This is a genomic window from Acidovorax sp. Root568, assembly GCF_001427445.1.
Classification (GTDB): domain Bacteria; phylum Pseudomonadota; class Gammaproteobacteria; order Burkholderiales; family Burkholderiaceae_C; genus Acidovorax; species Acidovorax delafieldii.
Window position 1 is genome coordinate 576,682 of record NZ_LMGP01000001.1, and the last position, 12,952, is coordinate 589,633.

Genomic DNA, 12,952 nt, shown 5'->3' on the forward strand with positions numbered 1-12,952 from the left:
GGAGGTTTTGCACCGTCCCAATATATGGCGGGGAGGGGGAAGGCGACCCCTCCAGAAGTCGGCCATCCCTTGCGCAGTGCGCCCGGCCGATCAGGCCGATGGGGCTGCGGAGCCGAAGACCGCCGACCACAGCGCCAGCACGGCATCGCGCTCGGCCTGCAGTGCGGGTGGCGTGACCTGGGTGGGCGCCTCGTCCAGCCGCGCCACGTGTTGTACCCGGCGCAGTTCGCGGTAGGCGTCGGCGGCTGCGTGGCCCACGCCTGGGGGCAGCAGGCCCACTTGCTCGGCCCGCTGCAGCAGTGCAATGTTGCCCAGGTTGCCACGCAATTCGGGGTGGGCGGCAGACTGCGAGAGCACCAGGTACTGCACGGCAAATTCGGCGTCCACCATGCCGCCCGGGCTGTGCTTCACGTCGAAGCGACCGGCGGGCGTGGGGTGGGCTGAGCGCACCCGCTCGCGCATGGTCACGATCTCGTCTTTCAACGCCAGCGGGTCGCGGGCAGAGGTGATGACGGCCTCGCGCACAGCGTCAAAGCGCTCGCGCAAGGCCTCGCTGCCCATCACGAACCGCGCACGTGTCATGGCCTGGTGTTCCCAGGTCCAGGCTGTATTGCTGCCGCGTTGCTGCTGGTAGTTGGCGTAGGCCTCGAAGCTCGTCACCAGCAGGCCCGAGTTGCCGTTGGGCCGCAGGGCTGTGTCGATCTCGTACAGGTCACCCTCGCCCGTCTTGACGGTGAGCCAGTTGATGAGCTTGCGCACAAAGGCCGCGTAGACCTCAGGCGCGCGTTCGTCGTCGTCATCAAATACAAAGACGATGTCCAGGTCGCTGCCGTAGCCCAGCTCCTTGCCGCCCAGCTTGCCATAGCCAATGATGGCGAACTGGGGCTCGTCGCGGTGGCGGTTCTTGAGGCGGCTCCAGCACCACTGGCTGGTGATGCGCAGCACGCTGTCGGCCAGCGCGCTCAGGTCGTCGGCCACCTGCTCGACGGTGATGCGGCGCTCCACATCGCGTGCCAGGGTGCGGAAGGTCTCGGCATGCTGCGCACGGCGCAACAGGTTGAGCAGGGTTTCGTCGTCATCCTCGCCGGTAGAGCGCAGCGACGCCAGGCGCATGCCCAGCTCGCGTTCAAAGTCGGCCACCACAAAACGTTCGGATAACAGTGCATCGCCCACCAGTTCGTCGATCACGCCCGGGTGCTGCAGCAGGTAACGCGCGGGCCACTTGGCCGCACCCAGCAGGTGCAGCAGCTGCTCGTGCACTGAGGGCCGCTCCAGCAACAGCGCCAGATAGCTTTCGCGCCGCAGCAGCGGCTCCAGCCAGTTGGCCAGGCGCACGGTGGCCTCTTCGGTGACGCGTCCTTCCTTGAGCCACTGGGCCGTGCGCTGCACCAGGCGGAACAGGCGCGCGCGCGCCTCGTCACGCAGCCCGGCCACGCGCGGGTGGTTGCGCCACTCGGCCACACGCTCGCGAAAGCCCGGTGGCAGTTGCTCCAGCAGGCCTTCCAGCTCTGGAGGCGGCGGTGCCGCTGCCCGGGGGCCACCACAGCCACCGCCACTGCATTGTTTTTTGCCGTTGCCACCCAGCAGGGTGTCGAACTCCTGGGCCACCAGCTCGCGGTGTGCGTCCAGCTCGTGCAGGAAGGCGCAGCAGTCCTTGTAGCCCAGGGTGCTGGCGATCCAGGCCAGGTCATCGTCGCGTGTGGGCAGCACGTGGGTCTGCTGGTCATCCAGGTACTGGATGCGGTGCTCCACCCGTCGCAGGAACACATAGGCCCGGGCCAGCGCGTCGGCGGTTTCCTGCGGCATCAGGCCCGCATGGGCCAGGCGCTGCAGCGCATCGAGCGTGGGGCGGCGGCGCAGCTCGGGGAACTGCCCGCCGCGCACCACCTGCAGCAGCTGCACGGTGAATTCGATCTCGCGGATGCCGCCGCGCGAGAGCTTGACGTCGTTGGCACGCTCGGGGTGCCCGGCGCTGCGTTTGGACGCATGGTCCCGGATCTGGCTGTGCAGCGAGCGCAACGCATCGAACACGCTGTAGTCCAGGTAACGGCGAAACACAAACGGCAGCACCACGCCGCGCAGGGCTTGCACCTCGGGGCGGCCGATGCAGTCGCGGGGGGCCACCACGCGGCTTTTGAGCCAGGCAAAACGTTCCCACTCACGACCCTGCACCTGTAGGTATTCCTCCAGCGCGGCCAGGGACACCGATGCGGGGCCCGAGTTGCCGTTGGGCCGCAGGGCCAGGTCCACCCGGAAGACAAAGCCATGCTCGGTGGTGTCGCCCACCAGGCTGTAGATGGCCTTGACGGCGCGCGCAAAGTATTCGTGGTTGGAGATGCGGCCCCGGCCATCGGGCATGCCGGCGGTTTCGCCATCGTGCTCATACACATAGATGAGGTCGATGTCGCTCGAGACATTGAGCTCGCGGGCGCCCAGTTTGCCCATGCCGATGATCCACAGCTGCACGGGCTGGCCCTGTGGGCCGCGCGGGGCACCATGGCGTTCGTCCAGCTCGCGGCGCGCCTGCTGGCAGGCGCGGTCCAGGGCCAGCTCGGCCAGTTCGGTCACGGCCCGGGTGATGTCGGCCAGCGGTGTCTGCGCTTCGCAGTCCAGCTGGATCAGTCGTTCCATGACCAGCTGGCGCAGCACCCGCAGCGCGGTCCCGGTGTCGCAGCCACGCGCGCACAGAGCGTCGTAGGCCTGCTCCATGGTCGCAAGCACCGGAACACCGGGTGGCAGCAGCGGCAGGTCGTTGGCGTAGCGGCGGTGCAGGCGCTGGTAGAAGCGGGAATGCTCGGCCAGAGGTCCCTTGGGCAGGGGCTGATGGCAACGGGGGTCAGACAGAGAAGGATGCATGGCAGCCACAGCCGGATGTTGGATGGGAAGCGGGGTGCTGGTCTGCGGGCCCGACGGCATACAAAAGCTCACTGGGCACTCGGGTCACGAGTGAACCCACGCCAGGGCTGCGGGTCATAATTCCTGCCACTTTCCATCCCACCATGATCGATCCCACCTCGCACCCCTCACGCCTGCTGAAAATAGTTGCAGGTTTTGCGCGGTGGTCGCTGGGCCTGTTGCTCGCCTTCTGGCTGCTGCTGACCATCGCATGGGGGGCTCTTCATGGCTGGATTGTGCCGCGAATCGGTGATTTCCGCCCACAGTTGCAGGCGCAGGCCGCACGGGTATTGGGGGTTCCCGTGCAGATCGGCGCCATCGTGGCCCGCACCGAGGGGCTGATCCCGTCCATCGAGCTGTCTGATGTCGCGCTGCTGGATGCCTCGGGCCGCACTGCGTTGCGCCTGCCCCGGGTGGTGGTGGCGCTGTCACCCCGTTCGTTGCTGCAGTGGGGGTTCGAGCAGCTTTACATCGAAGGCCCCGACCTGGATGTGCGCCGGGCGAGTGACGGACGCATCTATGTGGCGGGACTGGAGTTTGCCCAGAATCAGGGCGACAGCAGCGCGGCGGCCGACTGGTTGTTCTCGCAGGGCGAGGTCTACATCAAGGACGGCACGGTGCGCTGGACCGATGAGCAGCGCGGCGCCCCCGAGCTGGCGCTGGAAAAAGTGGACCTGGTTTTGCGCAACGGCAACTGGCGCCACAACCTCCGGGTGGATGCCACGCCGCCGCCGGAATGGGGGGACCGTTTCAGCCTGGTGGGTTTGTTTCGCGCGCCGCTGCTGCGCGCCCGCGATGGCAACTGGAAGCACTGGAACGGTCAGGTGTTTGCGCACTTCACGCGGGTCGATGTGTCGCATCTGCGGCACCACGCCGATGTGGGCATCGAGGTGGCGCAGGGCCGGGGCGCGTTGCGGGCCTGGGCAGATGTGCGCAGCGGCCAGGTGGTGGGGGGCACGGCCGACCTGGCACTGGCCGATGTGAACACCACGCTGGCCGCCGATCTGCGCCCGCTGGTTCTTCCTTCCATCCAGGGCCGGCTGGGGGGACGGAGGCTCACCGGCGGCTTTGAGTTCTCGACGCAGGCGCTGCAGTTCCAGACCGATGACGGTCTGACCTGGCCCGGCGGCAACTTGCGGCTGGTGCACACCGATGCCAACGGCAAGGCCCCGGCGCAAGGCGAGTTGCGGGCTGACCGGCTGGACCTGGCGGCCCTGGCGCAGGTGGCCAGCCGCCTGCCGCTGGGGACGGCCGCCCACGAGGCCTTGCGCACCTACACGCCCCAAGGGCTGGTGGACGAGATCCAGGCCACTTGGAAGGGGCCTCTGGATGCGTTGCAGCAGTACGAGGTCAAGGGGCGTATCCAGGGGCTGGCACTGGCGGGTGCCACGGATGGCTCGGCCCCCGCCCACCTGGGTCTGCGTGGCGCCAATGTGGACATCGACATGAATCAGGCAGGGGGCAAGGCGGCACTGACCATGGCGTCAGGTGCGCTGGTGCTGCCAGGGGTGTTCGAGGAACCCGTCCTGCCGCTGGACCGGCTCAGTGCTGACGTGCGCTGGCAGCTGGACGGCAGCCGTATTGCCGTTCAGGCCAATGATGTGCAGTTCGCCAACGCCGATGCGCAGGGCGATGCCCGTGCCACCTGGCACACCAGCGACGCATCCAAGGCGCCCCACCGGTCGCGCTTTCCGGGAGTGCTGGACCTCACCGGCACGCTGCACCGTGCCGACGGCACCCGGGTGCACCGCTACCTGCCCCTGTCCATTCCTGCCGATTCGCGTCACTATGTGCGCGACGCGGTGGTCGCCGGCAGCGCCAGCAATGTGCAGTTCCGCGTCAAGGGCGATCTGCACGACCTGCCCTTCAACGATCCCAAGCAGGGCGAGTTCCGCATTGCGGCGCGCGTCAAGGACGTGACCTATGCCTACGTTCCTACTGCGCTGCAGCCTGCGGGCACCCTGCCCTGGCCTGCGTTGACTGACCTCGGCGGCGAGCTGATTTTTGAGCGTTCGTCCATGCAGGTGCGCGGCGCCAGCGGCGGCTTTGCAGGCAGCAAGGGCCTGCGGCTGTCCAAGGTCGATGCCCGCATTCCAGACCTGGCGCACACCGTGGTGGGTGTGAGCGCCGATGCACGCGGCCCGCTGGCAGAGCTGCTCACGCTCATGACCACATCACCGCTGGGCCGTATGACGGGCAATGCGCTGGAGCAGGCCAGCGGCACGGGCAATGCCGACTTCCAGTTGCGACTGAGCCTGCCCATCAGCGACATCAACAAATCCAAGGTGCAGGGCAGCGTCACGTTGGCTGGCAATGAGCTGCGCATCACCCCCGACACCCCGGCGCTCACCCGCGTGCGGGGCGCCGTGCAGTTCAGCGAGACCGGGTTTTCGCTGTCCAATGTGCAGGCCCAGGCGCTGGGCGGCCCCGTGCGGCTGGAAGGCGGCATGCGTGCGCTGGCGGCCAATGCCCCGGCCACCGAGTCGGCGGTGCAGATCCGTGCGCAGGGCACCGCCACGGCCGAAGGCCTGCAGCAAACCCCGCAGCTGGGCATGTTGTCGCAACTGGCGCGGCGTGCCACCGGCAGCGCACCTTACGCGCTGGCCCTGTCGTTTCGCCGCGGGGTGCCCGAGCTGCAGGTCAACACTAGCCTGCAGGGCCTGGCCTTGGCCTTGCCGCCCCCGCTGGGCAAGACGGCGGACAGCAGCCTGCCCCTGCGCTTTGACAACCAGGTGGCGCGCGAATCACTGGTGGGCTTGGCGAGCAGCAACGGCAACGGGAGCAGTGCCCCCCCGTTGCGGGACCAGATCATGCTGGACCTGGGATCACTTGGCTCCGCCACCTACCTGCGCGACCTGAGCGGCCCCCAGCCGCGCGTGCTGCGCGGCGCCATCGGTGTGGGCCTGAGCAACGGCGAGTCTGCCCCGATGCCTGCGCAAGGCGTGGCTGCCAACATCAACCAGGGCAAGCTGGACGTGGACGCCTGGGACGAGGTGCTCACCCGGGCCACTGCCGCCGAGCCCGCCCCTCGGGGTGCCGCAGTGGCGACCACGCCTGCCGGGCAGGCCGTGGCACAGGACTATCTGCCCACCACCCTGGCGCTGCGCGCGCGCGAGCTCACGTTGCAAGGCCGCACGCTGCACAACGTGGTGGCAGGTGCGCTGCGCGACGGCTCCACCTGGCGTGCCAACCTCGATGCCACCGAACTCAATGGCTACCTGGAGTACCGCCAGCCCGGATCGCCCGACTTCAGCAACGGCCGTTTGTTTGCCCGACTGTCGCGTGTGAACATGCCGCAAAGCGACGTGACCCAGGTCGAAGAACTGCTCAACGAGCAACCGGGCAACTTGCCTGCGCTGGACATCGTCGTGGAGGATTTCGAGCTGCGTGGCAAGCGGCTGGGACGGGTGGAGATGGAGGCCCAGAACCGGGGCGGCGAGGGGGTGCAACGCGAATGGCGCCTGTCCAAGTTCAATATCACTGCGCCCGAAGCAGCTTTCACTGCCAACGGCAACTGGGCGGTGCTCAATGCAGTCTCTGCAGGCCCCCGTTCGGCCGAGCGGCGCACCGTGCTCAGCTTCAAGCTCGATATCCGCGACTCGGGCGATCTGCTGGCCCGCCTGGGCATGGCCAACGTGGTGCGGCGCGGCAAGGGCCGCATGGAAGGGCAGGTGGGCTGGATTGGCGCTCCCTTCAGCCCCGATTACCGCAGCATGACCGGGCAGATCAACCTGAATGTCGAATCCGGCCAGTTTCTGAAGGCTGATCCTGGTCTGGCCAAGCTGCTGGGCGTGCTCAGCCTGCAATCATTGCCGCGCCGCTTGACACTGGATTTTCGCGATGTGTTCAGTGAAGGTTTTGCGTTTGATTTTGTGCGCGGTGATGTACGCATCGAGCGCGGTGTGGCCACCACCAACAACCTGCAGATGAAGGGCGTCAATGCGGCCGTACTGATGGAAGGCAGCGCCAACATCGACCAGGAGACGCAGGACCTGCGTGTGGTGGTGGTGCCAGAGATCAACGCCATGACGGCGTCGCTTGTGGCCACGGCCATCAACCCGGTGATTGGCCTGGGCAGCTTTTTGGCACAGGTGTTTTTGCGCGGTCCGCTCATCGAGGCTGCCACGCAGGAATTCCGCATCGATGGCACCTGGGCCGACCCGCGGGTGGTGCGCGTGGCCCGCCGCGGGCGCGAATCGAGCCCTGCCACCGAGGCGACGCCTCGGGCCAACCCACCCCCCAAGACTGGAGAACCTTCATGAAAGTCGCCGCCATCCAGATGGTGTCTGGCATCGCGCTGGACGATAACCTGCGCGTTGCGCGCCAGCTGCTGGAACAGGCTGCGCAGGGCGGCGCTGAGCTGGCGGTGCTGCCGGAGTATTTTTGCCTGATGGGGCACAAGGACACTGACAAGCTCGCCTTGCGCGAGACCGCTGGTTCCGGAGTGATCCAGCAGTTTCTGGCCGATACCGCGCGCGCGCTTGAGATGTGGATCGTGGGCGGCACGCTCCCGATGGCCACGGGTACGCCGGACCGGGTGCGCAACACGACGCTGGTCTTCGACCCGACGGGTGCCTGTGTGGCGCGCTACGACAAGATCCATCTCTTTCGCTTCAGCAACGGCGCTGAACAGTACGACGAAGGCCGTGTCATCGACGCCGGTGACACCCCGGTGCAGTTTGATCTGCAAGCGCGCAGCGGTCAGCGCTGGCGGGTGGGGTTGTCCGTGTGTTACGACCTGCGCTTTCCGGAGTTGTACCGCGCGCATGCCCGCGCGAGTGCGGACCTGCTGCTGGTGCCGAGCGCCTTCACGCACACCACGGGTCATGCGCACTGGGAAGTGTTGCTGCGTGCCCGCGCGGTGGAAAACCTGGCTTATGTGCTGGCCCCTGCCCAAGGCGGTGTGCACGCCAACGGCCGCCACACCTGGGGCCACAGCATGCTGGTGGACCCCTGGGGCAGCATCATCGCGCAGCGCGATCAAGGCGCTGGCGTGGTAGCCGGCGAGCTGGACGAGCAGCGCCTGAGTGCCGTGCGCGCTCAGCTGCCCGCATTGACCCACCGCGTGCTGTGAAGCCAACGCCCGTCAAACGCACCCTGCTGCAGCGCTGGCGCGGAGCCTGGCGGCGCTGGTCGTTGTGGACGGCGCTGGTGCTGCTCGTGGTGTCCATGCTTGCCACCATGGTGTGGCTGGCCGGGCGCTATGAAGCCAGCCAGGTGCAGACCCGCCTGGAGCGGGACACCGCCGATGCAGTCTCGGACATCCGCACCGCGCTGACGCACAACCTGCAAAGCCTGCAGGCACTCCCCAGCGACAACCCGAGCCATCTGGCCTGGGAGGTCGAGGCGTCTGACCTGCTGCGTAACCGGCGCGAGCTCGTGCGCATTGAGCTGCGCGATGCGAATCTGCGCATGCGCACCCACGTTCAGTCGCCCTACCGCCCGGTGGCCTGGGACATGCGGCTGCGCGACAGTGGCCAGTCGGACCTCACTATCGCCTGTGCCAACGCGCGTCGCCTGGGGGGGCCTGCGTATTCCAGCAGCTACTTTCAGCCCCATGGTGACGGCCTGGGCTCGGAGATGATGGAGCTGTGTGTTCCGTTGTCTGCCAGCGGACGTACCATGGGGTATCTGGTCGCGACGTATGCGCTGCAGGACATCCTGGCCAATCTGGTGGGGCACAACCTCACGCGCAGCCAGGAAGCCTCCTTCACAGAGGCCGACGGCACCCGGCTGGCGGTGCTGGGAGCGGCGCGACGGGGGTCGCGCATGTTCTCGGCGCAGCATCTGCTGGACTTGCCAGGCAGTACATTGGTGCTGCGCATGGACAGCTGGCACAGTGCACCCAGCCTGTTCCCCAATGTGTTGACGGCCTTGGTCACGGCCATGTCGATTGCGCTGGTGACGGTGATGGTGGTGCTGGTGCGCGACAACCGCCGCCGCCTGCGCGCCGAGCGTGACCTGGCCGATGCGCTGGCCTTTCGCAAGGCGATGGAGGACTCGCTGGTGACCGGGCTTCGCGCGCGCGACCTGGAGGGGCGCATCACCTACGTCAACCCGGCCTTCTGCGAGATGGTGGGCTTCAGCCCGCAGGAGCTGCTGGGCCTGAGCATGTCGGCACCCTATTGGCCCCCCGAGCGTGTGGAGGAATACCGCCAGCGCCAGGCCATCCGTTTTGCCGGCACCATGCCGCCGCGCGAGGGGTTTGAGTCCGAGTTCATGCGCAAGGACGGCACGCGGTTTCCCGTGCTGATCATCGAGGCCCCGCTCATCAATGCCCAAGGCCAGCACACCGGCTGGATGAGCGCGTTCCTGGACATCAGCGAACAGCGCCGGGTGGAGGAGCTGTCCCGCGCCTCGCAGGAGCGGCTGCAGGCCACTGCGCGGCTGGCCACGGTGGGCGAGATGGCTTCGTTGCTCAGCCATGAACTCAACCAGCCGCTGGCCGCCATCTCCAGCTACGCCAATGGTTCCATCAACCTGCTGGAACATGCCACTCCCGCCAGTGCGTCTGTACCCGAGCCCGGCGCGCTGGAGGATGTGCGCATGGCCATGCGCCAGATTGCCCGCCAGGCCGAGCGAGCGGGCCGAGTGATCAAAAGTGTTCACGACTTCGTCCGGCGCCGCGACCAAGCCCGTGAGGCAGTGCATGCGCAGCAATTGCTCGATGCCATCCTGCCGCTGGTGAGCCTGCAGGCCCGCAAACTGGGTGTGCGCGTCAACACATCGGTGGAGCAGGGCCTGGCGCCCGCGCTGTGTGACCGTACGATGGTGGAGCAGGTGTTGCTGAACCTGGCGCGCAATGCCATGCAGGCGATGGATGATCCCGGCGTGCGCAATCGCGTGCTGGATATCCGGGTGCGGCGTGCTGCCTCCAATCCGCACAACGGCTGGATTGAATTTGCTGTGACCGATGTGGGAACCGGGATTCCCCCCGAGGTCGCAGAAAAACTGTTCACCCCGTTTTTCACCACCCGCCCGGAGGGCATGGGCTTGGGGTTGAGCATGTGCCGCACCGTCATTGAACAACACGGCGGTTTTCTCGGATTTGCGCCGAATGAGCCCCGTGGTACGGTATTCACCTTCACGCTGCCCGTAAACAATGGAACCACCCCCTGAGGCACGTTACGGCTGCCAGCGATGGGGATTTGGTGCTTTCATCGTCTGCGCGGGACTGACATTGCAATGGACAACTGAACTGATCTATGGAGCCCATCACCAACGCCACCGTGTACATCGTGGACGATGACGCCAGCGTGCGCGAGGCGCTGGCCTGGCTGCTGCGCTCGCGCAGGCTGCCCAGCGAGTCCTTTGATTCGGCTGAAGCCTTCGATGCCATGCTGCAAAAGCGGCCCCCCCAACGCCAGCCCTGTTGCCTGCTGCTGGATGTGCGTATGCCTGGCATGAGCGGGCTGGCACTGTTTGACGTGTTGGCCGCGCGGGGCGACCTGGCCACCATGCCGGTGATCTTTCTCACTGGCCATGCGGACGTGCCCACCGCTGTGGACACCGTCAAGCGGGGGGCCTTTGATTTTTGCGAGAAGCCGTTTTCCGACAACGCGCTGGTGGACCGCATTGAGCAGGCACTCGCCCAATCGGCCGAGCGGCTGGCCCAGGTGCGGGAACGCAGTGACTTGCAGGTGCGGCTGAGCGAACTGACCGAGCGGGAGCGTGATGTGATGGACCTGGTGGTGGCCGGTCTTCCCAACAAGCTCATCGCTGACCAGCTCGACATCAGCGTGCGCACGGTCGAGGTTCACCGCTCACGGGTGTTCGACAAGATGCAGGTCAAGTCCGCTGTGGAGTTGGCCAACCTGCTGCGCACGGGTAACTGAGCCCACCTTCTGGCGGGGAGTTCGCAGTCCGGGCGATCAGCCCCGTGGTCGTTCGCCCACAAAAATCTCGACCCGCCGGTTGCGCGCACGGCCCTCGGCGGTGTCGTTGGTAGCGATGGGGTAACGCTCGCCCATGCCTTCGATCACGATGCGGCGGCCATCCACACCGCGCGCTGTCAGGTAGCTGCGGGTGCTTGCGGCGCGGTCCATCGACAGGGGGTTGTTGGTGGCATCGCTGCCTGTGCTGTCGGTGTGCCCCACGATGCGTACGTCAGTGTTCGGGTTGTTGCGCAGGCCTGCGGCAAACTGGTCCAGGACCGGCGCGAAGTTGGGCTGGATGTCCGAGCGGCCCACGGCAAACGAGATGTCGCTGGGGATATTGAGCTTGAGCTGGTTGTCAGCCGTCTGGGTCACGGCGATACCGGTGCCCTGGGTGGCCTGTTCCATCTCGCGCTTTTGGCGCTCCATGTTTTGCGACCAGATGTAGGTGCCCAGTGCCCCGACACCGGCCCCCACCACGGCGCCGGTCCCGGCGCTGCCGCCGGTCGCGGAGCCGATGACCGCGCCTGCCAGCGCCCCAATGCCAGCTCCGGTGGCTGTGCGGCGCTGGGTGTCATCCATGCTGGCGCATCCGGTGACCAGAACGATGGCGGCGGCAGCGCCGAGAATTTGAATGTGTGTGCGCATGTGTGTGCTCCTTGAAAAGCGGTGGCGCTGGGTGGGCGGGCCTTGCGCCCGCCGCGCTGTCGGAGTGTTATCGCGTCCCGTGCAGTGGCGTCACCCAGCTCACACCATCGTGGGCCCGCGATGAAGCTGTGCCATCGGCGCGCTGGCCCATCGGTTGTAGGACAGGGCCGTCCCTGGGGAGCAACTCACCGCTCGTTCAAGGCGATGGCGGATGCTTGTCGCTGTCGGCAGGCGGCGGGGACTTCAGTTCCCCTCCCTTGCGGCCTGAGAACATGGTCCACCACACGATAGCCACCAGTACCACCAGCGCCAGCAGCGCTTCAAGCAAAATCAGCCCCATGAAATTGACACTCCTGCGCGTTGCGTTAACCGCGCTGATTGTAGGAACGCTGGCCGCCTGCTCCACGCCCCCTGCCCCAGTCCCCGCACGCCCTGGGGGCACTCCTGCGCCGCTGCCGCCCAGTGCGGTGGTGCTGCCGGGCGACACCGGCCCGCTGCCATCGCCCATGGCGCAGCCCAAAAGCCGCTGGATTCCCGTGCGCTGGGCCGAGCTGCCGGGCTTTACCGAAGACGCGCTGCACGAAGCCTGGAACGCGTGGATCAAGAGCTGCGAGCGGCCCCAGCCTCCCTTCACTGCGCTGTGCAGCGAGGTACGGCAGCTGAGCATTGCCACGGCCGATGAGCAGCGTGCCTGGCTCATCGCACGCCTGCAGCCCTACCGCGTCGAGGCGACTGACGGCAACGCCGATGGTTTGCTGACGGCCTACTACGAACCCATGATGGACGCGGCGCGCCAGCCCGGCAATGGTTTCACGGTGCCTATCTATCGGGTACCCGCCAGCCTCGGGGCGCGCAAGCCCTGGTACACCCGCCAGCAGATTGACACCCTGCCGGAGGCCCAGGCCGCGCTCGCGGGCCGGGCCATTGCGTGGCTGCGTGATCCCATCGAGTCCATGGTGCTGCACATCCAGGGGTCGGGCCGTCTGCGCATCACCGAGCCCGATGGCTCGGTCTCGCTGGTGCGGGTGGCCTACGCAGGCACCAATGACCAGCCCTACCAGAGCGTGGGCCGCTGGCTGCTGGACCAGGGCCTGACGCGCGATGCGACCTGGCCGGGCATCCGCGCCTGGGTGGCCGCGAACCCCCAGCGCACCAATGAGCTGCTGTGGAGCAACCCTCGCTATGTGTTCTTCCGCGAAGAGCCTTTGAGCCCGCTGGACGCCGGGTTTGGCCCGCGTGGTGCGCAGGGCGTGCCCCTGACGCCCGGCCGATCGATTGCAGTGGACCGGCAGAGCATTCCCTACGGCACACCCGTGTGGCTGGCTTCGTCCGGCCCGCAGGTTCAGCTCAACCGCCTGGTGCTCGCACAGGACACGGGCAGCGCCATCCTCGGTGCAGTGCGCGCGGACTATTTCACGGGTTGGGGGCCAGAGGCGGGTGACATCGCGGGCCGGCTCAAGCAGAACTTGCGCCTTTGGGCGCTGTGGCCGCGCTGAGGCGCTCATGAAATGAGGCGTGGCCCCAATCTGCCATGC

The 12,952-nt window shown here is 67.1% G+C and carries 8 protein-coding genes; 5 read left to right on the forward strand and 3 right to left on the reverse strand.

Features of this window, described 5'->3' with window-relative positions; translation table 11 throughout:
* Positions 1 to 90: 90 nt before the first annotated feature.
* Positions 91 to 2,856 (reverse strand): bifunctional [glutamate--ammonia ligase]-adenylyl-L-tyrosine phosphorylase/[glutamate--ammonia-ligase] adenylyltransferase, encoded by a 2,766-nt coding sequence (glnE, locus tag ASD75_RS02645; RefSeq protein ID WP_056743228.1) that lies wholly within the window; start codon positions 2,854 to 2,856, stop codon positions 91 to 93.
* Positions 2,857 to 2,999: 143 nt separating this feature from the next.
* Between glnE and ASD75_RS02650 the strand changes: the two genes are divergently transcribed.
* The 4 genes from ASD75_RS02650 (at position 3,000) to ASD75_RS02665 (ending at position 10,730) form a co-directional block, all read left to right on the forward strand.
* The gene (locus ASD75_RS02650) at positions 3,000 to 7,157 is read left to right on the forward strand and encodes a YhdP family protein (protein WP_056742872.1); all 4,158 of its coding nucleotides are present in this window, start codon (positions 3,000 to 3,002) and stop codon (positions 7,155 to 7,157) included.
* Positions 7,154 to 7,969 (forward strand): carbon-nitrogen hydrolase family protein, encoded by an 816-nt coding sequence (locus ASD75_RS02655; protein WP_056742874.1) that lies wholly within the window; start codon positions 7,154 to 7,156, stop codon positions 7,967 to 7,969. Before ASD75_RS02650 ends, ASD75_RS02655 begins: the two co-directional genes overlap by 4 nt.
* Complete coding sequence (locus ASD75_RS02660) at positions 7,966 to 10,014, forward strand: nitrogen regulation protein NR(II) (RefSeq protein ID WP_235511525.1); 2,049 nt, start codon at positions 7,966 to 7,968, stop codon at positions 10,012 to 10,014. The genes ASD75_RS02655 and ASD75_RS02660 overlap by 4 nt, the downstream gene beginning before the upstream one ends.
* 86 nt (positions 10,015 to 10,100) lie before the next feature.
* Positions 10,101 to 10,730 carry a response regulator transcription factor gene (locus ASD75_RS02665; RefSeq protein ID WP_056067854.1) on the forward strand — a complete coding sequence of 210 codons (630 nt, stop codon included), beginning with the start codon at positions 10,101 to 10,103 and terminating at the stop codon, positions 10,728 to 10,730.
* 36 nt (positions 10,731 to 10,766) lie between these two features.
* Here ASD75_RS02665 and ASD75_RS02670 read toward each other — a convergent pair whose 3' ends face one another.
* Together ASD75_RS02670 and ASD75_RS23885 are read right to left on the reverse strand one after the other, a co-directional pair.
* Positions 10,767 to 11,417, reverse strand: coding sequence for an OmpA family protein (locus ASD75_RS02670; RefSeq protein WP_056067856.1), 651 nt, complete (start codon positions 11,415 to 11,417; stop codon positions 10,767 to 10,769).
* A 196-nt stretch (positions 11,418 to 11,613) separates the two neighbouring features.
* The gene (locus tag ASD75_RS23885) at positions 11,614 to 11,757 is read right to left on the reverse strand and encodes a hypothetical protein (protein WP_192419165.1); all 144 of its coding nucleotides are present in this window, start codon (positions 11,755 to 11,757) and stop codon (positions 11,614 to 11,616) included.
* Here ASD75_RS23885 and ASD75_RS02675 point away from each other — a divergent pair.
* Positions 11,690 to 12,913, forward strand: coding sequence for a murein transglycosylase A (locus ASD75_RS02675; protein WP_082522582.1), 1,224 nt, complete (start codon positions 11,690 to 11,692; stop codon positions 12,911 to 12,913). The two genes, ASD75_RS23885 and ASD75_RS02675, sit on opposite strands and share 68 nt — an antisense overlap.
* Positions 12,914 to 12,952: the final 39 nt, after the last annotated feature.

Bases quoted from the DNA above. Each gene is read 5' to 3' on its own strand.
- ASD75_RS23885 (WP_192419165.1), bottom strand. From the start codon at position 11,757: ATGGGGCTGATTTTGCTTGAAGCGCTGCTGGCGCTGGTGGTACTGGTG.
- glnE (WP_056743228.1), bottom strand. From the start codon at position 2,856: ATGCATCCTTCTCTGTCTGACCCCCGTTGCCATCAGCCCCTGCCCAAG.
- ASD75_RS02655 (WP_056742874.1), top strand. From the start codon at position 7,154: ATGAAAGTCGCCGCCATCCAGATGGTGTCTGGCATCGCGCTGGACGAT.
- ASD75_RS02675 (WP_082522582.1), top strand. From the start codon at position 11,690: ATGGTCCACCACACGATAGCCACCAGTACCACCAGCGCCAGCAGCGCT.
- ASD75_RS02650 (WP_056742872.1), top strand. From the start codon at position 3,000: ATGATCGATCCCACCTCGCACCCCTCACGCCTGCTGAAAATAGTTGCA.
- ASD75_RS02665 (WP_056067854.1), top strand. From the start codon at position 10,101: ATGGAGCCCATCACCAACGCCACCGTGTACATCGTGGACGATGACGCC.
- ASD75_RS02670 (WP_056067856.1), bottom strand. From the start codon at position 11,417: ATGCGCACACACATTCAAATTCTCGGCGCTGCCGCCGCCATCGTTCTG.